General features: G+C 46.7%; 20 protein-coding genes. 7 read left to right on the top strand and 13 right to left on the bottom strand.

Annotation, left to right across the window (positions count from 1 at the left end; genetic code table 11):
- Nucleotides 1–83: 83 nt before the first annotated feature.
- The 3 genes from ACO0LB_RS09770 to nirK all read right to left on the bottom strand — a co-directional run bounded on the left by ACO0LB_RS09770 (nucleotide 84) and on the right by nirK (nucleotide 3,147).
- Complete coding sequence (locus tag ACO0LB_RS09770; RefSeq protein ID WP_423048871.1) at nucleotides 84–770, bottom strand: SCO family protein; 687 nt, start codon at nucleotides 768–770, stop codon at nucleotides 84–86.
- Entirely contained in the window at nucleotides 767–1,615 is an 849-nt protein-coding gene (locus ACO0LB_RS09765; protein WP_423048869.1) for a formylglycine-generating enzyme family protein, read from the bottom strand. Before ACO0LB_RS09765 ends, ACO0LB_RS09770 begins: the two co-directional genes overlap by 4 nt.
- A gap of 74 nt (nucleotides 1,616–1,689) precedes the next feature.
- A complete protein-coding gene (gene nirK / locus ACO0LB_RS09760) occupies nucleotides 1,690–3,147 on the bottom strand; it encodes a copper-containing nitrite reductase (protein WP_423048995.1) in 1,458 nt (485 codons plus the stop codon).
- A gap of 449 nt (nucleotides 3,148–3,596) precedes the next feature.
- Between nirK and ACO0LB_RS09755 the strand changes: the two genes are divergently transcribed.
- Nucleotides 3,597–4,790 carry an aromatic amino acid transaminase gene (locus ACO0LB_RS09755; RefSeq protein WP_423048867.1) on the top strand — a complete coding sequence of 398 codons (1,194 nt, stop codon included), beginning with the start codon at nucleotides 3,597–3,599 and terminating at the stop codon, nucleotides 4,788–4,790.
- 81 nt (nucleotides 4,791–4,871) lie between these two features.
- On the opposite strand, the gene murI is transcribed toward ACO0LB_RS09755, so the two are convergent.
- From murI to ACO0LB_RS09740, 3 genes are all read right to left on the bottom strand, one after another.
- On the bottom strand, nucleotides 4,872–5,735 hold the full coding sequence (gene murI / locus ACO0LB_RS09750) for a glutamate racemase (RefSeq protein WP_423048865.1): 864 nt from the start codon (nucleotides 5,733–5,735) through the stop codon (nucleotides 4,872–4,874).
- A gap of 146 nt (nucleotides 5,736–5,881) precedes the next feature.
- Nucleotides 5,882–7,399, bottom strand: a complete 1,518-nt coding sequence (locus ACO0LB_RS09745; protein ID WP_423048863.1) for a fumarate hydratase — start codon at nucleotides 7,397–7,399, stop codon at nucleotides 5,882–5,884.
- A gap of 49 nt (nucleotides 7,400–7,448) precedes the next feature.
- On the bottom strand, nucleotides 7,449–8,048 hold the full coding sequence (locus tag ACO0LB_RS09740; RefSeq protein ID WP_423048861.1) for a TIGR00645 family protein: 600 nt from the start codon (nucleotides 8,046–8,048) through the stop codon (nucleotides 7,449–7,451).
- A gap of 238 nt (nucleotides 8,049–8,286) precedes the next feature.
- Between ACO0LB_RS09740 and acs the strand changes: the two genes are divergently transcribed.
- Nucleotides 8,287–10,269: an acetate--CoA ligase gene (gene acs / locus ACO0LB_RS09735; protein ID WP_423048859.1), complete on the top strand. Its 1,983-nt coding sequence runs from the start codon at nucleotides 8,287–8,289 to the stop codon at nucleotides 10,267–10,269.
- Between the two features lie 176 nt (nucleotides 10,270–10,445).
- Here acs and ACO0LB_RS09730 read toward each other — a convergent pair whose 3' ends face one another.
- Complete coding sequence (locus ACO0LB_RS09730) at nucleotides 10,446–11,309, bottom strand: AAA family ATPase (protein ID WP_423048857.1); 864 nt, start codon at nucleotides 11,307–11,309, stop codon at nucleotides 10,446–10,448.
- A gap of 256 nt (nucleotides 11,310–11,565) precedes the next feature.
- On the opposite strand from ACO0LB_RS09730, the gene ACO0LB_RS09725 reads away from it, so the two are divergent.
- Together ACO0LB_RS09725 and ACO0LB_RS09720 are read left to right on the top strand one after the other, a co-directional pair.
- On the top strand, nucleotides 11,566–11,889 hold the full coding sequence (locus tag ACO0LB_RS09725) for a c-type cytochrome (RefSeq protein WP_423048855.1): 324 nt from the start codon (nucleotides 11,566–11,568) through the stop codon (nucleotides 11,887–11,889).
- A gap of 14 nt (nucleotides 11,890–11,903) precedes the next feature.
- On the top strand, nucleotides 11,904–12,248 hold the full coding sequence (locus ACO0LB_RS09720; RefSeq protein WP_423048853.1) for a c-type cytochrome: 345 nt from the start codon (nucleotides 11,904–11,906) through the stop codon (nucleotides 12,246–12,248).
- Between the two features lie 60 nt (nucleotides 12,249–12,308).
- Here ACO0LB_RS09720 and ACO0LB_RS09715 read toward each other — a convergent pair whose 3' ends face one another.
- Nucleotides 12,309–12,737, bottom strand: a complete 429-nt coding sequence (locus ACO0LB_RS09715) for a DUF1841 family protein (protein ID WP_423048994.1) — start codon at nucleotides 12,735–12,737, stop codon at nucleotides 12,309–12,311.
- A gap of 134 nt (nucleotides 12,738–12,871) precedes the next feature.
- Here ACO0LB_RS09715 and ACO0LB_RS09710 point away from each other — a divergent pair, with 134 nt between their 5' ends.
- Complete coding sequence (locus ACO0LB_RS09710; RefSeq protein WP_423048851.1) at nucleotides 12,872–13,453, top strand: malonic semialdehyde reductase; 582 nt, start codon at nucleotides 12,872–12,874, stop codon at nucleotides 13,451–13,453.
- A 26-nt stretch (nucleotides 13,454–13,479) separates the two neighbouring features.
- Here the strand turns inward: ACO0LB_RS09710 and nth are convergent, their stop codons facing one another.
- The 3 genes from nth to ACO0LB_RS09695 all read right to left on the bottom strand — a co-directional run bounded on the left by nth (nucleotide 13,480) and on the right by ACO0LB_RS09695 (nucleotide 16,185).
- Nucleotides 13,480–14,127: an endonuclease III gene (gene nth, locus ACO0LB_RS09705; protein WP_423048849.1), complete on the bottom strand. Its 648-nt coding sequence runs from the start codon at nucleotides 14,125–14,127 to the stop codon at nucleotides 13,480–13,482.
- Nucleotides 14,124–14,837: an electron transport complex subunit RsxB gene (gene rsxB / locus ACO0LB_RS09700; RefSeq protein ID WP_423048993.1), complete on the bottom strand. Its 714-nt coding sequence runs from the start codon at nucleotides 14,835–14,837 to the stop codon at nucleotides 14,124–14,126. The genes nth and rsxB overlap by 4 nt, the downstream gene beginning before the upstream one ends.
- A gap of 115 nt (nucleotides 14,838–14,952) precedes the next feature.
- Entirely contained in the window at nucleotides 14,953–16,185 is a 1,233-nt protein-coding gene (locus ACO0LB_RS09695; protein ID WP_423048847.1) for a polyhydroxyalkanoate depolymerase, read from the bottom strand.
- A 310-nt stretch (nucleotides 16,186–16,495) separates the two neighbouring features.
- Here ACO0LB_RS09695 and ACO0LB_RS09690 point away from each other — a divergent pair, with 310 nt between their 5' ends.
- Nucleotides 16,496–19,933: a response regulator gene (locus ACO0LB_RS09690; RefSeq protein WP_423048845.1), complete on the top strand. Its 3,438-nt coding sequence runs from the start codon at nucleotides 16,496–16,498 to the stop codon at nucleotides 19,931–19,933.
- 69 nt (nucleotides 19,934–20,002) lie between these two features.
- The gene (locus tag ACO0LB_RS09685) at nucleotides 20,003–21,160 is read left to right on the top strand and encodes a response regulator (protein ID WP_423048843.1); all 1,158 of its coding nucleotides are present in this window, start codon (nucleotides 20,003–20,005) and stop codon (nucleotides 21,158–21,160) included.
- Nucleotides 21,161–21,267: 107 nt separating this feature from the next.
- Here ACO0LB_RS09685 and ACO0LB_RS09680 read toward each other — a convergent pair whose 3' ends face one another.
- Both ACO0LB_RS09680 and fdxA read right to left on the bottom strand, forming a co-directional pair.
- Complete coding sequence (locus ACO0LB_RS09680; protein WP_423048841.1) at nucleotides 21,268–22,338, bottom strand: NAD(P)/FAD-dependent oxidoreductase; 1,071 nt, start codon at nucleotides 22,336–22,338, stop codon at nucleotides 21,268–21,270.
- Nucleotides 22,339–22,405: 67 nt separating this feature from the next.
- Complete coding sequence (gene fdxA, locus ACO0LB_RS09675; RefSeq protein ID WP_423048839.1) at nucleotides 22,406–22,729, bottom strand: ferredoxin FdxA; 324 nt, start codon at nucleotides 22,727–22,729, stop codon at nucleotides 22,406–22,408.
- Nucleotides 22,730–23,106 lie beyond the last annotated feature (377 nt).

The following is a 23,106-nucleotide window of genomic DNA, read 5'->3' as shown; positions in this document are numbered from 1 at the left end:
CTGACAATATACATTTGCGAGGAAATCTTAATTGCCACGTTTGCGTTTAAGGTTAAAAGAAAATGTGGAAAAAGCCCTTTACCTTAATTTGGTACAGGGCTTTTTTGTGTCATGTTGATTGACGGATTTTGCAGTGCTTTCCTGACCTGTTTAACAAATGCAGGATCAGTTCCACCGATTTTTTGTGTACGTGCAATGATTTTGCCATCGGCATCCAGCAAGACCATAACGGTAGTGTGATTGAACTCACCGTTTTCCAGTAAGCGGTATTGAATACCTAATGCCGCCGAAATTTTACGGACGCTGGCGGTGTCAGTACGGGCAACTGTCCAATGTTTGGAGTTGAGTTCGTGCTTGCTGGCGACCGATTGCAGTGTCTGCGTATCGTCGCGTGCCGGATCGAAGGTGATCAGCATCATGGACAGATTGTCGCGCTCTGCCGGGGTCAGGTCTTTTTCCACCAGACGCATGGATTCAATCAGCATAGGGCAGACGAATTCACATGAGTTATAAAACATGCTGACCAACACAGGTTTGCCGCGCTTGTCTGCCAGTGTGAAGGATTCGTTATTCTGATTGCTCAGTGTGGCAGCAATCTTATAGACCGAATTGCCCGGCAGGGGTTTTGCATTTGCTGTTGCGGTGATGCTGGCACTGGTGCTGGAAGCGGAACCGTCAGCGGTTTGCGCCAGCACGGATGTGGCTGATGCCAGCAAAAGACAGCTTGCCGAGAACAGCAGGCCGGTAGTCAATGAGTTCAGTCGTTTCATGGTTTTTCCTGAGGGTGGTTTTTCGCACAGCGAAAACCCAGTTGTCGCGTAGTGTTGGCGCCATTCATGGCGGACAGCAAGGCAACGCGCATGAGTATGGCAAAGTTATCTCTATCCTGCAGGCTGATTGCTCCGGCTCCGCAGTACTGTAATTGATCAGGGTCGCCCTGATTGCGGCTGTCTGCACTGACCAGCAAAGCATTGAAGTCGTCCACCCATTCCCAGATCAGTCCATGCATATTGCTGATGCCGTAATAATTGGCCGCACCACCAACTTTGGCCGGATTAGAACTGCCGGGTTGGGAATACCAGGACAAAATCTTTGCCCGCCATTTCGGGTCCTTGCGCGCATCGGCATGCGTTTCGTCGGCCGCTGCGACATATTCCCATTCATACCAGGAAGGAAGCCGTCCGCCTTCGGATTCGCAGTATGCCTGGGCGGCAAACCAACTGACTTGTGTGGCCGGAGTATCCGCCTGACTGGCTTCGGGGCCGGTGTCAGGTATCTGGCTGAGGTAACTCTCATCAGCAAAAATACTGGGGATATTGGCTTTTTCCCATTCAGGGTGTGCTTTGGTAAATGCAAAAAACTCTGCCGTTGTGACTGGTTGCGTGCGCAGATAAAACGCATCGATTTTGACGGGAAGATTGCTGAGGCCGCGTCCGGCAGACAGCACACTATCGATGCTGCCTGCCGGAATGGTCTGATAATTTTCTGTGGATGCTGCCTGAGCTATCCCGCTGATTGATAGCAGTGACGCCACGATCAGCAAGGGAATTCCGAAGGAAACCCGTAAGTTTGCCAGCACTGTGGATGTATTACCTGGTCTGGACAAAGTACTCAACGGGTTCTCCGGTAGAAAGTAAATCAAGTTCAGTCGCTATCAATCTATGCGCAATATCTGCCTGGTATTGGCGATCAGTGTTCAGCCGATGCTTTTACCGGGGTTTTCGCACGGATAGCCTTCACATCATCGCTCTTGATCTGGCCGCCTTTATTGTCCCAGCTGTTGAGGATATACGTCAGGATATTGGCGACTTCATCATCATTTAACTGATTCATCGGCGGCATCACAGAGTTAAATTCGCTGCCATTGACTGTGACTTTGCCACTGAGTCCCTGTAGCACTACTTTGATCGCACGCTGATGATCGGCGTTCAGGTAATCTGATTTTGTCAGAGGAGGAAAGACGCCTGGCAAACCAGCACCATTGGATTGATGACAGACTGAACAGGTGCCTTCAAACAGGGCTTTTCCTGCCAGCACCTGATCTTGCAATGTCAGTGTGCCGCTGGCTGCATTGGCTGTCGCTTTGGTGACGGCAGCCAGGTTAGGGCCGGCACGGTCACCCAGGTAAACCGCATCGACCTCTTTACCGGAATAGATGGCTTTATTTTCAGGCCCATCCACTTTGATAATGGCCAGCGCACCCTTGTTGAATGCACGGAAGATGGAGTGATCCACCATCACGAAGCTACCCGGAACTTTGGTTGTATATTCCACGACAGCAGCACCACCAGCCGGGATCAGCGTAGTTTGTACATTTTTCTGGAAATTAGTGCCGCCTTCAAAACGCACTTTGTCGAAAATCGCACCGATCACATGGAAGCTTGATACCAGATTTGGGCCGCCATTACCGACGAACAGGCGGATTTTTTCATTGGTTTTGGCCTTGAGTGCCTTGTCGCCAGTCAGCGCGCCTTCAGCACCATTGAACAGAACGTAAGTTGGTCTTTCGTCGATGGCTTTTTCCATGTCGAATGGTTGCAGGCCTTTTTCACGGTATTTGCCGGTGGTGTAGAAGTCACCTTGCATGACGTAGTACTCGTGATCGACAGCAGGTAATCCTTCTGGTGGTTCTACTAAGATCAAGCCATACATACCGTTGCCGATGTGCATACCGACCGGAGCCGTTGCGCAGTGATAGACATAAATGCCTTCATTGAGGGCTTTGAAAGAGAATTGAGATTCATGTCCGGGTGCAGTGAAGCTGGATGCTGCGCCACCACCAGGGCCTGTCACGCCGTGCAGGTCAATATTGTGCGGCATTTTGTTGGCAGGATGATTCTTCAAATGAAATTCTACGGTGTCGCCCTGACGAACGCGGATAAAGCTCCCCGGAACCGTGCCACCAAATGTCCAGAAGGTGTAGCTCACCCCTTCAGAAATGGGCATTTCTTTCTCGATTACCTCCAGGTTCACGATTACTTTTGCCGGATATTTCCGGTTGATCGGAGGAGGAACGTTTGGTGGACTGGTTAATACTGCCTGAATCGGCGCGCCTTGCGGTGGGCCGAAATCACCTGCAGATTTTGCCCCGGTTTTGCCATTGCCCGCTGCGCCAGCGATAGGGGTAGCTATCAGGACAGTGGTCATCGCTAATAGGGTACAAGCCGCTTTAATTATGAGCTTCATAAAACATACCTCTCAAAGGATGATGAGGACGTGTTGTATTCTCCAGAAGGAGACTGCTATTCATGCAGTGCTGGAAAACTGATGTCGACATCGTGGTGGTATAAAAGAACTGTCTGAAACGATTGCCGATCGCATCCGGCTGATCTCAGCGTAAACTAAAGTGATGCCTGCTGCTATACGTCTTTTGGGGGATGCCGTGATTGGCGATGATAGGGGGAGCGACACAAGCGCTGAGATTGAACTTCAAGAGTCTGATTACATCTCTACGGATACAGTTTAACCCCGTAAAAACACCATGTGTATCCTGTTTTATGACACATTTATGTCAAAATGGCGCCTGACCGAGTTTTTGTGTTGCATGTAGTGCCACAACAATGCGGTATTTATCTATAACCATCCGGAGTCATACCATGTTTCAGCACGTTGAAGCCTATCCTGGCGATCCTATCCTTTCTTTGAATGAAGCATTTGGTAAGGATCCGCGGCCAAATAAAATCAATTTATCCATTGGTATTTATTTTGATGATGCAGGAAAAATCCCGATGTTGCCATCAGTACGTGCAGCGGAGTTGAAAGTGGTGGCGGAAGCTGGTGCACGTCCTTATCTGCCAATGGAAGGTGCGGCAAATTTCCGTACAGCAGTTCAGCATTTACTGTTTGGCGCGGATCATGTTGCTGTGAAGGAAGGTCGCGTTGTGACATTACAGATGGTCGGTTCCAGCGGTGGTTTGAAAGTAGGCGGTGATTTTATCAAGCGCTATTTCCCTGCGTCGACGATGCTGGTCAGTGATCCTACCTGGGATAATCACCGTGCAGTTTTTGAAGGTTCTGGCATTACGGTCAAAACCTATCCTTACTATGATGCCGCGACTGGCGGTTTGCGTTTTGACGCTATGCTTGAGGCACTGAAAGCGGCAGAAAAGAAAAGCATTGTCCTGCTGCATGCTTGTTGCCATAACCCGACTGGCGTTGATCTGACCAAGGAGCAATGGCAGGCGCTGGTGCCAGTATTGAAAGAGCGTGAGCTGATTCCTTTCCTTGATCTGGCTTACCAGGGCTACGGCGATGGTATCGAGGAAGATGCGTACGCTGTGCGTCTGCTGGCAACTGAAGGACTGAGTTTTTTTGTTGCGAATTCTTTTTCCAAGAGCATGAGTCTGTACGGTGAACGCTGTGGTGCCCTGAGTGTGGTCTGCCCGGATGCTGCGCAGGCGGTGAATGTGTTGGGTCAGATGAAGGCGACTATTCGCCGTAATTACTCCAACCCGCCGATGCATGGTGGTCAGTTGGTGGCTCGAGTCTTGTCTGATTCTGAATTACGTCCGATGTGGGAAGCTGAAGTAGTGGCAATGCGTGATCGCATTCAGGCCATGCGTCGTCAGTTGCATGATGTGCTGAGTGCTAAATTGCCAGGTCGTGATTTCAGCTATTTCCTGACTCAGCGCGGCATGTTCAGCTATACCGGCCTGACTGCAGAACAATGCGATCGGTTGAAAGAGGAATTCGGTGTATATCTGGTGCGCTCTGGTCGCATGTGTATTGCCGGGCTTAATAGTGGCAATGTTGAGGCAACAGCGAATGCGATAGCAGCAGTGTTGGCTTGATGACTTGATTTTTGCTGTACTAAAAACGCCAGCGGTTCAGCTGGCGTTTTTTTATGGGAAAACAGCGTTGGGGACCGCTTTCTATATTGGCTCTTCCTCGGTCGTAATGTGTTCAGTCGCAGCATGTACGACGATATGACTGTGTAACTGTGGCAAAAGCTGTGCTAATGCCGCTTCCAGATGTTGTGGGGTTCCGCTAGTGTAAGCGTGAATGATGGATGTTTCTGAATTTGTGGATTGCAGCCCATGGCTTTGTAACTGCGCTTGCAAGTGTCTGGCAACGGCAAGCCCTGTATCGATCAGTTCTAACGGTAGACCATTCCCGCACTTGTGTTGTATGAGTGCTTCTATCTGCTGTTTTACGAACGGGTAGTGGGTACATCCGAGTACGATCGTATCGGTGCCGGATTCCAGTAGAGGTGTCAGATATTGCTCCAGCATCGCGAGGGTTTTCGGAGAACTGAATTCTGCTTTTTCAATCTGATCCGCCAGTCCCGTGCAGGATTGTTCTACAAATTTAACCTGGTGGGTGGTACTTAGTTGCTCGCGTAAATTCCGGAATTTCTGGCTATTCAGCGTTCCCTGTGTCGCCATCACGCCGATTACTCCTGTGCGGGTATGCTGACAAGCTGGTTTCAGGCCAGGTTCCATACCAATCAGTATTTGCGTTGGGTATTTGGTGCGCAGCACTTTAGCAGCGGCGGCAGTTGCGGTATTGCAGGCAATTACAATTGCTTTGCAGTGTTGCCGTAAAAGGAAGTCCGTAATTGACTGGCAGCGATCAATGATCGCTTGCTCATTTTTTTCTCCGTAAGGGGCAAAAAATGAGTCCGCAAAGTAAATCAGTTTTTCATGCGGGAGCAACTGACGGATATGCTGAAGTACAGACAATCCGCCAATGCCAGAATCAAAAATACCTATTGGATCGCTAGGGGAGGGCAGCATGCTAGTCAATTGCCAAGATTAAATGAGTAAGAAGAGAATTGTGCCAGACATGAATGAAAAATGCTCTGTTCTGTGGGCAGAACAGAGCATGTTGATTACTGCCAATGCGGGCGGTGAATCTGGATCAGTTGAATATCAATGATGAATCAATTGACTGGAATAATCCCGATTTTTGCCTGCCATTCTTTCGGGCCAGTGTTGTGAACTGAAGTACCTTGAGAATCTACTGCCACGGTGACCGGCATGTCTGTTACATCGAATTCGTAGATGGCTTCCATACCCAGATCGGCAAAGCCAACAACGGTGGCTGACTTAATTGCTTTCGATACCAGATACGCTGCACCACCGACCGCCATCAGATAGGCAGATTGATGCTTCTTGATGGATTCGATCGCAACCGGGCCGCGCTCGGCTTTACCGATCATCGAGATCAGGCCGGTTTTTTCCAGCATCATGTCGGTAAATTTATCCATGCGGGTTGCCGTTGTCGGGCCAGCCGGGCCAACTGCTTCATCGCGCACAGGATCAACCGGGCCAACGTAGTAGATTACGCGGTTAGTGAAATCGACAGGTAAGGATTCGCCTTTTGCCAGCATGTCCTGAATGCGCTTGTGGGCTGCATCGCGGCCAGTCAGCATTTTGCCGTTCAACAGCAAGGTCTGGCCTGGTTTCCATGAAGCGACTTCTTCTTTGGTCAGGGTGTTGAGATCGATGCGCTTGGATTTTTCTGTATCTGGTGTCCAGTGTACTTCTGGCCAATCGGACAGTTTCGGTGGTTCGATATAGCTTGGGCCGGAACCGTCGAGTACGAAGTGCGCGTGACGTGTTGCTGCGCAGTTAGGGATCATGGCAACTGGTTTGGATGCTGCATGGGTAGGATACATATTGATCTTGACGTCCAGTACTGTCGTCAGGCCACCCAGACCCTGCGCACCGATACCGAGTGCATTAATCTTGTCGCACAGCTCGATACGCAATTCTTCCAGTTTGTTTTGTGGACCACGTTGTTTGAGTTCGTACATGTCGATGTCGTCCATCAAGGATTCTTTTGCCATCAACATCGCTTTTTCTGCCGTACCACCAATGCCCAGGCCCAGCATGCCTGGCGGACACCAGCCTGCACCCATTGTCGGGACGGTTTTCATAACCCAGTCCACCAATGAATCAGAAGGGTTCAGCATCACGAATTTGGTTTTGTTTTCAGAGCCGCCGCCTTTCGCAGCGACTTTGACGTCAACGGTATTGCCCGGTACCAGTTCCATGTGAACCACGGCTGGTGTGTTGTCTTTGGTGTTTTTACGTTCAAACTGCGGATCAGCAACGATAGACGCGCGCAGCTTGTTTTCAGCTAGGTTGTAACCTTGGCGTACACCTTCGTTGACGGCGTCGATAATCGAGCCGGAAAAACCTTCAAAACGCACGCCCATACCGATTTTCAGGAACACGTTGACGATACCCGTGTCCTGGCAGATTGGACGTTTGCCTTCAGCGCACATGCGTGAATTTGTCAGGATCTGTGCAATCGCATCTTTGGCCGCCGGGCTTTGCTCTGCTTCATAGGCGCGAGCCAGATGAGCAATATAGTCTGCTGGATGGTAGTAGCTGATGTATTGCAGGGCAGCTGCAACGGATTCAATCAGATCGTCTTGTTTGATGACTGTCATAATGGACTCTTGGTGTAGTAAAAAACAAAATTGTTTGCGGTGGAGCTAACTAGTGTGTATCAGTTTCTTTTTGTGTTTTTGTAACGATCTGGTCGCAGTAAGCGATCGCCAGCGCTGAAAGCAAAAACGTAAAGTGAATACCGGTTTGCGCTATCAGGGTTTTAGGATCATAGACTGCAGCGTTAATAAAGGTTTTCAACAGGTGAATAGACGAAATACCGATGATAGCCATTGCCAGTTTGACTTTCAGCACCGATGCATTCACATGGGACAGCCATTCAGGCTGGTCTGGATGTCCCTCCAGTCCCAGTCGGGAAACAAAGGTTTCATAACCCCCGATGATGACCATGATCAGTAAATTGGAAATCATCACTACATCGATTAATCCCAGTACGACCAGCATGATGGTCGTTTCAGTCAATTTAGTCGGACGTTCGCCACCCACAGCCACTGCATCCAGAATATGTTGCAATGCGGATTGATTACCCAAGGCAGCACCGATCAGATCACTCAACTCGACCCAAAAATGATAGACATACACACCTTGAGCGAGTATGAGTCCAAGATAAAGAGGGAGTTGTAGCCAGCGACTAAAAAATATCAGATTGGCAAGGGGAGATAATTTGATTGGCGTGTTTTGTTTTGACATGATGCAAACGCTTGCCTTGAAATGGCAGGCCAATAACAGAAAGCGTTATTTTACACTCCTGTCATCGCATCAGTGTGCATCAGTACATTAGTAGGTGCCGGTGTGTGGTAAAACATTTATCTGATCGTGAAGACGTAAGGCTTGAGTAAGGCTCCCCTCATAATGTGTCAACCAGCACCAATGATCAGTAAGTCATTGCATAAAACGACTTCCTACAAAAAACAAGCCGGAGATAATCATGTCAGACCTCGACAATACAAAAGCCGAATCACGTATTTTCCCACCGCCAGCAGCATTTGCTGCTGATGCCACCATTTCCGGCATGGATGCGTACCATGCCTTGTGTAAAGAGGCTGAACAAGACTATGAGGGCTTCTGGTCACGTCTGGCTAAAGAAAATCTTCATTGGCACAAGCCATTTGCGACGACTTTGGATGAGTCGAATGCGCCTTTATACAAATGGTTTGATGATGGACTGTTAAATGTTTCTTATAACTGTCTTGATGTCAATCTGCAAAAAGGTAATGGCGATAAGGTTGCAGTGATATTTGAAGCTGATGGTGGCGAAGTGACGAAGGTGACTTATTCTGAGTTGCATCAAAAGGTTTGTCAGTTTGCAAATGGTCTGAAGTCTCTTGGTATCGTCAAGGGTGATCGGGTTGTGATTTACATGCCAATGTCTGTCGAAGGGGTGGTGGCGATGCAGGCTTGTGCCCGTATCGGTGCAACGCATTCCGTTGTTTTTGGCGGTTTTTCAGCAAAATCATTGCAAGAGCGTATCGTGGACGTTGGTGCTGTCGCGGTGATTACAGCTGATGAGCAAGTTCGTGGCGGTAAGCATTTGCCTTTGAAAGCCATTGTCGATGAGGCATTGGCTCTGGGAGATTGCGAGAAAGTGAATCATGTTGTGATCTATAAACGTACTGGTGGCAATATCAATGTTGCTGCTGGCCGCGATTTATGGATGCATGAACTGATGGCGAATCAGTCTGCCGAGTGTGAGCCTGAATGGGTGAATGCGGAACACCCGCTGTTCATCCTGTACACATCGGGCTCTACAGGGAAACCGAAAGGTGTACAGCATTCGTCCGGTGGGTATTTGTTGTGGGCCATTCTCACGATGAAGTGGACTTTTGATATCAAGCCATCAGATGTGTTCTGGTGTACCGCTGACATTGGCTGGGTAACAGGTCATACATATATTACTTATGGGCCTCTGGCGGTCGGTGCGACAGAAATCGTGTTCGAGGGCATTCCTACGTTCCCGAATGCAGGGCGTTTCTGGAGCATGATAGAAAAGCACAAAGCTAGCATCTTCTATACAGCACCAACGGCAATCCGTTCCCTGATCAAAGCTGCAGACGCTGATGTTAACGTGCATCCTGATAAATTTGATTTATCCAGTCTGCGTTTGTTGGGTTCAGTGGGTGAGCCTATTAATCCGGAAGCATGGATGTGGTACCACAAAAATATCGGTCGTAATAACTGCCCGATTGTTGATACTTTCTGGCAGACTGAAACAGGTGGGCATATGATGACACCGCTTCCTGGTGCGACACCTTTGGTGCCAGGTTCATGCACATTGCCTTTGCCAGGAATTATGGCGGCGATTGTTGATGAAACCGGACATGATTTACCTAACGGACAAGGCGGTATTTTAGTTGTTAAACGCCCATGGCCATCAATGATACGCAATATCTGGGGTGACCCTGAGCGCTTTAAAAAGAGCTATTTCCCCGAGGAATTTGGCGGCAAGGTTTATCTTGCCGGTGATGGCGCCATTCGTAATAAAGATACTGGTTACTTTACGATTACCGGCCGTATTGATGATGTCCTGAATGTATCTGGTCATCGTATGGGTACCATGGAAATTGAGTCCGCGCTGGTAGCAAATCCGTTAGTGGCAGAGGCTGCTGTCGTAGGTAAGCCAGATGAAACTACAGGGGAGGCGATTTGTGCGTTTGTTGTGCTGAAGCGCTCTCGTCCAACTGGCGATGAAGCGAAACAGATTGCGACAGAATTACGTAATTGGGTCGCGAAAGAAATTGGTCCAATCGCAAAACCAAAAGAAATTCGCTTTGGAGACAACTTACCGAAGACGCGTTCTGGTAAGATTATGCGACGCCTACTGCGTGTCCTTGCGAAAGGTGAGGAAATTACGCAAGATATCTCTACACTGGAAAATCCAGCGATTTTGGATCAATTGAAGCAAGCGCAGTAAGAGAAAAGAATACCGACAGCTCCCGCGTTCGACGGGAGCATCAGTATAAATACCGGTAATATTAGAAAAGCACTGTGGAATAACAGTGCTTTTTTTTATTTAAAGATATTACTGGAAGAAGCTACTGGGATTACCAGTATTGAGTTGAGTATTGAAATAGTAATGTGATTTTAATATCAGCGATTGGTTTTAGACATAAAGACCAAACGTTCAAATAAATGGACATCTTGTTCATTTTTCAATAGAGCGCCATGCAGCGGAGGAACAATTGCTTTATTGTCCTTGCTGCGCAGCGCCTCAGCAGGAATATCTTCCGCCAGCAGTAGTTTTAACCAGTCAATTAGTTCTGATGTTGATGGTTTTTTCTTCAGACCAGCGACATCTCTTACCTGATAAAAAGTTTGCAAGGCATTTGCTAATAAATCTGATTTCAGCTTTGGAAAGTGGACATCCACGATCTGCTGCATGGTGTCTTTGTCCGGGAATTTAATATAGTGAAAAAAGCAACGACGCAAAAACGCATCGGGTAGTTCTTTTTCGTTATTGGATGTGATGATGACCAAAGGGCGATGCACAGCACGAACCATTTGACGTGTTTCGTACACATAAAATTCCATACGATCAAGTTCCCTGAGTAAATCGTTGGGAAACTCAATATCTGCCTTGTCAATTTCATCGATAAGCAAGACGACGGGCTGATCAGCTGTGAACGCTTGCCATAAAACGCCCTTAACGATGTAGTTATGTATGTCTTTGACTCGTTCGTCGCCGAGTTGAGAGTCCCGTAAGCGAGAAACTGCATCGTATTCGTACAGACCTTGTTGCGCCTTGGTCGTCGATTTGATGTGCCACTGTAATAAAGGCATATTCAGCGCAGCTGCTACTTCTTCTGCCAGCATTGTTTTGCCTGTACCAGGTTCGCCTTTGATCAGTAATGGGCGTTGCAGTGTTAATGCTGCATTGACAGCTAGTTTGAGGTCATCGGTCGCGACATAGTTGTCTGCGCCATCAAAACGGAGAGTGCTTTTATCCTGCGTCATGGTGGATGAATTATGGTTGGTTATTGGATCTCTTCGAGTATAAGGCAGAATGCATTTACTTGTGAACGTATGTTCTTTTTTAGTTTTATCTGTTTAATCCGGTATTCGTTAGTGTGGTATTTCATCCGGCATCAGTGTCTGTTTGTTGTTGTCTGGCTGTGTTTTTTACGCAAATTTGATTTTAATCAGATAAAATGTTGCGTTATCTCAAAGCGCTTCTTTTATTGATCTGTCTGCTTAATTTATCTTCGCTACTATGAAAAAACTGTTCGCACTCCTCGCTTTAGCGAGTTTAGCTCAGGCTGCATTTGCAGCCGAAGTGGTTGGTAATGCAAAAGATGCCGCTGATAAAAAAGTGGCAATGTGCATAGGTTGCCACGCGATTCCTGGTTATAAAGCGACTTTTCCTGAGGTATATCAGGTGCCGATGATCGGTGGACAATCAGCGAAGTATATCGAGAGTGCCTTGAAGGCCTATCAGAAGGGCGATCGTAAGCATCCGACGATGCGTGGTATCGCAGGTAGTTTGTCAGATCAGGATATTGCTGATCTCGCAGCTTACTATTCTCAACAAAAATAATAACGGAGCCTGATATGAAAAAAACACTGTTAGCAGTTTTGTTGTCTGCCGTATCGTTTACGACATTGGCTGGTGGTAATGTTGATGCAGGTAAGCAAGCCGCCGAAAAATTCAATTGCGCTTCTTGCCACGGAAAAGACTTCAGTACGCCAGTTGATCCAACATATCCTAAACTTGCTGGTCAGCACGCAGACTATATTGCTCAGGCTCTCAAGTCTTACCAGCGCGGTGCTGATATGGCAAATGGTCGTGGAAATGCAATCATGGGTGCTCAGGCTAAGGCGTTGTCAAATACCGATATACAAAATATTGCGGCCTACTTGCACAGCTTGCCTGGTAGTCTGGTATTGAAAAAATAAATTGCTCGTTGCTTAAACCGGCAGTTTGCAAAAAAGCCACGATTCAATCGTGGCTTTTTTTTATCGACAGCGCTTTTCCAGTGATTCTATATAAGCTTGTCCATCTGGAGGAGATCCGGTTCTTTGCGCATTCCATATCATTTCTCCCAGACACTCCATGATCTGATGATGAGCCTCATGTTCCGAATTGAACTTATGTGCAAGTAACTGGAATGCCTTTTTGACCCCTTTAGGCTGATCTACAGAGATTTGTTCTGCAATTGATAGATGCATCGACAGATGCAAAAAGGGATTTGTTTGTCCTTGATCCACACTGAAATTTGCTTCCAAAGCAGAATCAGGATCAGCGAGGATATCGTCATACTCTGGATGTTGTCTGATCCAGTCTGAAGCAATTGCTTCGAGTGGTGTCAGAATTTCATTGGCATGCAGTTTGCGAAATGCTTCACAAAAAAAACGCCGTACGTCTTGTTGGCTGGGATTGAACATGAAAAGAGAAAGCAGTGCGTGAGAGGTGTATTGTAAAAGGATTTTACCTTGATCGCTCTGATGACTTTTTTCATTTCGGTTATTATCCAGCGCTAATGAAAAATTCACGTTGTGTTTATTGAAAAGGAAATGTCATGTTGACCAAAGAAGCACTCAATATCTTATTTACTGAAGCCCGTACTCACAATGCATGGCAAGACCGAGCGGTGACAGATGCGCAATTGAAGGAGATTTATGATTTTTTGAAATGGGGTGCCACGTCCGCAAACGCCTCTCCGGCAAGAATCGTTTTTGTTCAATCTGAAGCCGAAAAAGAGAAGTTGCTGACTTGTGTTTCTGCTGGAAATTTCGAAAAGACAAAAACTGCACCAGTGACGGCGATTATTGGGATGGATATGGCGTTTTATGATCAGTTGCCAAAGCTGTTCCCTCATGCAGACGCGCGCTCCTGGTTTGTGGGTAATCAGGCCATGATTGATGCAACTGCTTTTCGCAATTCTTCCTTGCAGGGCGCATATCTGATGCTGGCTGCGCGTGCAGTTGGACTGGATTGTGGGCCTATGTCAGGTTTTGATGCTGATAAGGTGAATGCTACGTTTTTTGCTGGCACCAACGTGAAAGTGAATTTCATTTGTAATCTTGGATACGGCGATGCTTCTAAGGTATTTCCACGCTCGCCTCGTTTGGCATTTGAAGAGGCATGTAAGATCATCTGACGCGCTTGCCTTATGTCGCGACACCTTTACACCGAGTCGGGTAAAGGTGTTTTTTGTTTAAACTCGCAAAGATCTGCAATCATACAATTCCAGCATTTGGGTTTGCGTGCAATACAAGTATAACGTCCGTGCAATATCAACCAATGGTGCGCATCGAGCTTAAATTCTGCGGGTACAAATTTAAGTAATTTTTCTTCAACGATATCGACATTTTTTCCTGGGGCGATTCCTGTCCGATTTGATACCCGGAAAATATGCGTATCAACGGCGATCGTTGGTTCGCCAAACGCAGTATTCATCACCACATTTGCCGTTTTTCTACCGACTCCTGGCAGGGATTCCAGGGCTTCTCTGTTGTTGGGCACTTCACTGTGATGCTCAGTAATTAAGAGTCGACAGGTTTCAATGACATTTTTTGCCTTTGTGCGAAACAGCCCGATAGTCTGGATGTAGGGAATTAAGCCATCCACTCCTAATGCATAGATAGTTTCTGGCGTGTTGGCGACAGGATACAGTTTTCTGGTGGCCTTGTTGACAGATACGTCAGTTGCCTGAGCGGATAGTAGTACGGCAATCAACAACTCAAACGGCGATGAATATTCCAGCTCAGTAGTTGGATGTGGATTTTGTTCGCGCAAGCGGCTGAAAATCTGATGGCGTTTTGCTGCATTCATGATTTTGTTTCCGGTTTTTCTGCCATCAATTTTTTAATACGCGCTCTCTCTATGGCAGCTGCGATGATGGCTTTCTTGCGTTCTTTGCTTTGTAACTCTTCTGCACTTTGTGCAGGTTCATCCTCCAGTGCTTTGAGTTTCGCGGTTGCTTTTAATAACAAGCGGGCGTCATTTTCCTGTTTTTCCCGTTGTAGCCTTTGTTGACGGAAGTCATACTGATGACGAGATTGATCTGCCTGCGCTTGTGACCATGCTTGCCATCCGGTTTCTCCGGGAGTGACGACTTCCATTGAAATACAGTCAACGGGGCATGGAGAAACACATAAATCACAACCTGTACATAAATCTACAAGTACTGTGTGCATTTGTTTTGGTGCACCAATGATTGCATCAACAGGACATGCCTGTATACATAGAGTGCAGCCGATACAATAGGCTTCTTCAATCACGGCAACCGATCGTTCGCGTTCTAGTCCATGACTATTGTCCAGTGCCAGAACTGGATAATTCAGTAGCTGCGACAGGCGCGATATGCCTTCTTTACCACCCGGAGGGCATTGATTGTGTTTGGCTTCACCATTGGCAATTGCTTGTGCGTAAAGGTGGCAGGAAGGGTAGCCACATTTAGTGCATTGTGTTTGGGGTAACAGTCGATCTATTTGTTCTACTAAATTCAGTGACACGGCAGCAAAGTTGAAAGCGTGAAAAATCAGATTATCCACTTAAACTAAGAATGCAACAAACAAAACAATCGATAGCGCAAATGACAGAGGCATAAAAAAAGCCATCATTGATACATGATGGCTTTTTGATGATTGGCGAATATCAGGAATGTGCTTTGATGAATTCACCGATTTTTGGACAAATAATTTCTCTCCAGCGACGACCTGAGAAAATACCGTAATGTCCGCAGCCTGGAGCAACAAAATCTTGCTTCATATTTGCCGGGATACTGCTACACAAGTCGTGTGCAGCCTGAGTCTGGCCGGGACCGGAAATATCATCCAGTTCGCCTTCTACCGTGAACAACGCCACGGTTTTGATATCTTCCGGACGGACTGGTTTCCCTTCTACTTCCCATGTGCCTTTTGGTAAATGAAACTCCTGGAACACAGTTTTGATGGTTTCCAGGTAGTAGTCCGCAGGCATATCGAGAACCGCGTTGTACTCATCGTAAAATTTACGGTGCTGTTCCGCCGATTCATCGTCACCTTGTATCAGGTGCTGGTAAAAGTCCCAGTGACTTTGTGCATGGCGATCTGGGTTCATGGCAACAAAGCCAGTATGTTGCAGGAAGCCTGGATACACTTTGCGACCGTAGCCAGGATAATTGGCTGGTACGCTGTAAATCACCGTATTTTCAAACCAGGAAAACTTTTTCTCTGTCGCCAGATTATTGACTTCGGTCGGTGATTTACGAGGATCAATAGGACCGCCCATCATCGTCATCGTTTTAGGCAACTTAGGATCATTATCCGTTGCCATCAAGGCGATCGCCGCCAGTACCGGTACGGTAGGTTGGCAGACGGAGATGACATGGACATCTGGCCCCAGCAATCTGATGAAATCTTGCACATAATAGATGTAGTCATGCAGATGAAACGCGCCTTCAGACAGTGGAACCATGCGTGCATCTGTCCAGTCCGTAATGTAGACATCGTGCTGCGGCAGCAATCCACGCACAGTATCACGCAACAATGTGGAGTGATGTCCTGACAATGGCGCCACTAACAATACTTTTGCTTGCTTCAGTTGCGTTTCGCCCTGAGGAATGACTTTTTTGAAATTCAACAGTTTACAGAACGGTTTGATCTTCGTTGTTACCTGTTCAATTTCGACGACTCGCGTATCGATTGTCGTGGACGTGATTCCAAACTCTGGTTTTTCGTAGGCTTTACCAAGCCGGAACATTAATTCATATCCTGCTGCAACGCGTTGCGAGTACGGCGTATGTGCAAAAGGAGAAATGGGATTCGTAAATAATTTAGAAGAGGCCTCTGCCCATTGCGTCAATGGATTCAGGAATGCGCGGTTCAGTTCATGAATTTGATAAAGCATGATGAAGTCTTTCTGATAAGTGACCTGGAACCTGTTTGAAACATAGTAAAACAAATCTTTTTTGCCAAAAAATTCGTTTGGACTTATAAATTTGTACAACAATAAAAACGGGGTTATTGCGATGCATCATAAACCAGTTTTTTAAATTTGTGTCTGACCAGATAATTTGTCTCATCAGTTGAGGTGAATTAATGTTAAATTGTTAAATTAACGGCAATAAAGTTGTTATATATACTGTTGCTTTTCATTGAAAAGCACCTTCTTTATCGTCGATATACTGTTTTAAAGAACAGGCTGGGAGTATTAACAGATGTCTTTTACATCAGATTTGCGTTGGCTGGATCGTAGTTTTGATGCACTGGACCTGATGCGTGATGAACCTGATAGTGGAAGGCAAGTTGCGGCCGCTATGCGCGGGGAGGCCAACGGAGGCGCGCATCAGTTCTCACTCGGAATTGCTGCAGATATGCTCTATGCATTTGCAGATTATTTCGAAGGTAAGTTTGCTCTGGCTGCACCTGTATTTGAACGTTCGGCAGCCATGTTTGAACTCATCGGTGAAACGGATGGCACTGCATTTGCGCTGTTTGGCAGCGTTGCAGTCTGGCGCAAGCTGGGAATGACGCAGCAAGCGTATGTTACCTGCCACGCGCAGATACTTCCTTTGCTCAAGCCGGGGCCAAGTCGCCTTTCTGTGCTTATTTACAACACCTTGGGTATCCTGGCCCAGGAAAATTCCTATACAGAAGAAGCGATACGTCATTTGTATATGGCCTTAAATCATGCGCGCGTGTTGGATATTCCTAACCGGGTTTCTCAAGTAATTGCTAATCTGGGAGAAATTTTTTACGTCAGCGGTAACGCCGAAGACGCAGAAATTTTGTTGGAAGAAGCGCGTGATATTGCGTTGGCCTCATCTGAGCGCTGGCTTGCTCCTTTTATTTCAACCATGCTTGCCTTGTGTAAGGTCTCACTCGATAAATACGAAGAGGCGTATCAGACTGTAGAAAGCTACATCAACGATATTCAGTCTGGGCAGAGGGTTGATGCCGCCAGCCGCGCTTTTTGTGCCTCTGTTGCTGCCTACACGTTAGCCATGCGCGGTGATCTGAGTGCTGCGGATACGCTCAGTGATACGGCGATGAGCTTACTTGGCAGCTTTGAGGATAAACATCTCAAGCCTTATAGCTGGTGGGTCAGTGGGCATTTGCACAGGCGACATCAACGTTATCCTGAAGCGATCAGGGATTTGCGCAGGGCGATAGATGAAGTCGCAGACAATGGATATATCTACATGCCATTACGCGCTATCAAGGAGCTTGGAGAAATTTTTTCAGAGCAGGGTGAATGGAAAGAGGCATATTTCGAGCAACAGCGTTATCTGGAGTTATTCACCAAAGCCCAGGGGCAGGCGACCCGTATTCATGTGCAGACTTTGCACATCAGGAATGAGTTAAAAGAAGCAGAATTAGCTCGTCGCCATGCCGAGGAAACGACAGAGGCAAAATCGATGTTTCTGGCCAATATGAGTCATGAAATTCGCACGCCGATGAATGCGATTATTGGTATGTCTCATTTGGCAATGAGCACGGGTTTAAATCCCCGGCAGCGTGATTATGTTGAGAAAATCAACAAAGCAGGACTGTCATTGTTGGGCATTATTAACGACATTCTGGATTTTTCCAAAATAGAAGCAGGGAAACTCGATATAGAACAGGTAGATTTTAACCTTGATGATGTGTTGAATAACCTGTCTGTCATTACCTCTGAAAAGGCCACGGAAAAAGGGCTGGAGTTGATGTTTCGTATGCAACCCGGTATTCCTTCCTGTTTAGTTGGTGATCCTTTGCGACTGGGACAGGTGTTGATTAATCTCGTCAATAACGCGATTAAATTTACGCCGCATGGCGAAGTGTATGTCGGATGCCAGATACTGGAATCACTTGGTGAGCGAATTAAACTGGGGTTTGAAGTGCGGGATTCCGGCATTGGTATGAGTCAGGATCAGGCAGAAAAATTATTTCGACCTTTCAGCCAGGCGGATGAGTCGACAACCCGTAAATTCGGCGGAACTGGTCTTGGCTTATCTATCTCCAAGAGGATGGTGGAATTGATGGGCGGGGATATTTCTCTGAAGAGTCAAAACGGACTGGGAACTACGGTGCATTTCAGCAGCTGGTTTGGTATCGCACAACCGCTGATGGATCGTGCCGTGGTTCCTGCTGGTATCAATGGCAAACATATTTTGATTGTAGATAGTCATCTTTTGGCAGCAGAAATTTTGCGAGAAATTCTGTTGATATTGCCAGTTTCAGTGAGTGTTGCTGATAGTGCTCAAACGGCCTTGCAACTTATAGGGAAGTCACCAACGCAACAAGTAGTTGACATTGTCTTTGTCACTCTGAGGCTCAACGATAAAGGTGATGGGATGGATGGATTGGCATTGATTGAAGTATTGAAACGAGATGCCAATCTGGAGCCGGCTCCCAAGACTGTGTTGGTAAGCCAGCATGGTACTCAGGTATTAAGTGATAAAGCAGGCGTATTCATGCCTGATGGGTTTTTGTCTAAACCTGTCAATGCTTCCAATGTGATGAATTGTCTGGCGGAATTATTTTCCGATCAATTATTTTTGGCGGCACAACAACCGGGAGTGTCGGTACCGCACTACCAGAACTTACGTGTTTTGCTGGTAGAGGATAATGAAGTTAATCAGCAAATTGCAATAGAGTTAATGGAGGCAGCAGGAATTGCTGTCGATATTGCTGATAACGGTGAAGTCGCAGTGAATACGGTTTTTTCTGCTCCTATTGATTATTACGGCATGATTTTTATGGATATTCAGATGCCCGCAATGGATGGGCATCAGGCTACTCGTTTAATACGAGCAGATGGTCGTTTCACTCATTTGCCTATCGTTGCCATGACGGCACATGCGATGGTAGAAGAGCGTGAGCGCTGTTTTTCTTCCGGGATGAGTGGGCATCTGGCCAAGCCTATCCATCCTAAAGAGCTTTATCAGACGATATCTCTCTGGTGCCCTGGCAATTTGTCAGAGACATCGGCCGATCTCGTACAACCGGTGTTTTATGAAATGAAAAATAAGTTGCATATTGATGGCGTTGATGTTGACGAGGGTTTGAGCCGCACTTTGGGAAATCGTGCGTTTTATCTGGAGTTGCTCGCACGTTTCTGTGATGATCAGTGTGAGGCCGTGAATAAGATGCGTCAGGCGATACAGGCGAATGATGTGTTGCTGGCGGAGCGTATCGCACACACCTTGAAAGGTGTTTCTGGATTAATCGGTGCACATGCTATTTATGCGCTGGCAGATCAGTTAGAAAATACATTTCATGCGTACAGTGAGGGTATTGATCTGGAGGCGGTATTGGCTGAGTGCAGCGAACGTTTGCAATCTACTATTTTTGCGATTGAGCAGGTATTGTCCAGAGAGAGGCAAAATTTACCGGAAGCTTATCATTCTGAGCCAGAGATGCTACCTGTTGATCATCAGGGTGTGCAGACGCTGTTAAGCCAGTGTTACGTTTTACTGAAGGATTATGATGGCGAGGCGCTTGATCTTTTAATGGAGAGTAGCGATCAGATTGCTCATGCATTTGGTCATGAATTACAAAAGCAGATAATGCGGGCCGTAAGTCAGTTTGATTTTGACTCAATCAATACGTTACTGCGACAGGCAGCCAGTTATCATGGTTATGACCTGCCTGTGCCAGAAGGTGAGTCGTGACGATGTGCGAATGAATGAAGTGTTTCACGCCATTGGCTTTTATATTGGTCGTTGTTGACGGAGTTTGATATGGATGCTTTCGCAGAACAGAGTGCCAGGCAAATCGTGATGATCGTTGACGATACGCCTGATAATATTTCTCTTTTATCGGGATTGTTGAAGAGCCAATATAAAATCAAAATCGCGACGAATGGTTTGAAAGCGTTGCAGGTAGCGATGTTGGACCCTGCGCCGGATTTAATTTTGCTGGATGTGATGATGCCAGAAATGGATGGCTACGAAACCTGTCGCAGACTGAAAGCAAATCCTCGTACAGCCGATATCCCAGTCATTTTCCTGACAGCGAAAAGTCAGGTGCAAGATGAAGAAATGGGTTTGCGGTTAGGTGCTGTCGATTACATCGGCAAGCCCATTAGTCCTCCAATCGTGCTGGCAAGAGTCGCTACGCAACTGAATTTAGTGCGGGCAAGATATCTGTTGCAGGATCAGAATCGGCACCTTGAGAGTCTGGTGCTTGATCGAACCCGTAAGCTCGCCAAAATGCAGGATGCCACGATCATGGCCATGGCATCGTTGGCTGAGACCCGTGATAATGAAACTGGGAACCATATTCGCCGAACGCAACATTATGTTGCTGCGCTGGCACGAGCATTGCAAAACCATCCTCGCTTTGCATCAGAGTTGACGGATGAAAATATCGATTTGTTATTTAAATCGGCACCTTTGCATGATATTGGTAAGGTGGGTATTCCTGACACTATTCTCCTGAAACCGGGCAAATTGAACGCCGACGAGTTTGAAATCATGAAATTGCACACGGTATATGGGCGTGAAACGATTTTATCGGTTGAAAAATATCTGGGGGAAAGCAATGAGTTCTTAAGGTTTGCGCGCGAAATCACGTATTCGCATCAGGAAAAATGGGATGGTTCCGGATATCCTGAAAATCTTGTGGGTGATGCCATTCCTGTTTCTGCGCGTTTGATGGCGATTGCGGATGTATATGATGCGTTAATTTCCCGACGTGTTTATAAACCAGCTTTTAGTCATGAGGAGTCGATTGGTCTGATGCGAAAAGGGCGTGCCAGCCATTTTGATCCTGATATTTTGGATGTGTTTCTGCAAATTGCAGATCAGTTCCACCAAATAGCGTTGCGGTTCCGGGAGTCAGAGGAGAATGAACTGCAAGGTTTTTTTGATCGATGGGCATCGGTGACTGCGCAGTAGAGCAGGCAATGCGAAAGTGCAAAAAATAAACAAAACAGATCCGGTAGATAAATGAATAGTAAAAAAAACCCGCAAATTCTGCGGGTTTTTTTTGTCGATACTGCTGTTTAATCGAACGTTGGTGTTTCCACGCCCAGGATTTTATGCAGCTTTGGTGATGTTGTGGTGTATTGCATGTGGATTTTCTTTTCAGGGAAAATATACGGTGCGGCACCAAATGCAGCCAATGCTGCTTCATGGAATCCAGAAAGAATCAATTTCTTTTTGCCAGGATATGTATTGATATCTCCAACAGCAAAAATACCAGGAACATTGGTTTCGAACTTCTCCGTGTTCATGACTTTTAATTGTTTGCGTTCAATATCAAGACCCCATTCTGCAATCGGCCCCAGTTTTGGTGATAAACCAAAAAAGACGAGCAAGGTATCGAGTGGCATACGACGTGTGACGCCATCTGCGCCTGTCACTTTAATCTCAGATAATTGATCGTCTTTTGTTTCAATGCCGGTAACTTGACCGATAGTCAATTGCATTTCGTAGTTGTCGCACAATTCTTTCATTTTGGCGACAGATGCCGGTGCCGCACGGAAATCATCACGGCGATGCAAAAGAACGACGGATTCAGCTTTACCAACCAGATTCAATGCCCAATCAAGCGCAGAGTCGCCGCCGCCGCAAATTACCAGGTTTTTGCCGTGGAACTGGCTAGGATCTTTAACGCGATAAAATACTTGCGAACCTTCAAAGGCTTCGATGCCATCGACTTTTAATGTACGGGGCTGGAATGATCCTACGCCAGCAGCAATGAAAATCGTTTTGGTAATAAAGCGTGTGCCAGTGGATGTTTCCAGATCAAAGCGACCATCTTCACGACGTTCGACCAGCGTTACTTCCTGACCCAGATGGAAAGTGGGTTCGAATGGCTCGATTTGCTTCAGCAGGTTATCAGTCAGCTCCTGACCAGTACAGACTGGAACAGCAGGAATATCATAAATTGGTTTGTCAGGGTACAACTCAACGCATTGTCCGCCAACGACAGACAAAGAATCGATCACGTGGGCTTTAATTTCAAGCAAGCCTAATTCGAATACCTGAAACAGGCCAACTGGGCCTGCGCCAACGATGACGGCATCTGCTTCAATGACTGCGGTTGCCTGGGTTGTTTGTATATTTTCCATACGACTCAATAATTCCTGATGTGTCCTGATAATGCTAAAAACTGACTATGTGATTCACTTCAGCGGATCAGCGCTGCAGATATTGTAATTTGTCTTTGACGTCTTTCCAGTCGTCGGCATCGCTTAATGGGCTCACAGTTTTTGTAATGGATGGCCAGTTGCGAGTCAGATCAGCATTGATTTTGATGAATTGTTGCTGATCTGCAGGTACATCTTCTTCTGCAAAAATGGCATTTGCCGGGCACTCTGCAACGCAGACAGCGCAATCGATGCATTCATCTGGATCAATTACCAGGAAATTTGGTCCTGCGCGGAAGCAATCTACCGGGCAGACATCTACACAATCGGTGTAACGGCAACGTATGCAGGATTCGGTCACAACGTGGGTCATAACAGTCCAATCTTAAAAATTCGGGGGGTTTGGTACAGTCAGATCGCAAAATACGCAAGCCTGAGCTGCAAAGCCTTGTATTTTAAGGCAATTTAACGGTTCTCACAAATCAGGCTTATATAGTTTGCGCATAAGCAAATGCGGTTGTCTGGCCGTGGTTTGCTTGCAGACATGCTCGTATGAAGCCGCGTGGAAGACCGGATTGTAAAGGAATCAGACAAAGCTTGCATTGATGTGTGTCATCAAGGATGAAATTTCTTATATTTGGCATCGTTGTGATGAAAATTTTCTATTCGTCCTGAGTACATGAAAAAAATTAGTATTTACCGTTAATATTATCCACGACGACTCATTATCAGGAGTTACGCAAAATGGCC

The sequence above is a fragment of the Undibacterium sp. SXout7W genome (assembly GCF_049339385.1).
Taxonomy (GTDB): Bacteria; Pseudomonadota; Gammaproteobacteria; order Burkholderiales; family Burkholderiaceae_D; genus Undibacterium.
This window is presented reverse-complemented; position numbering and strand designations above follow the sequence as displayed.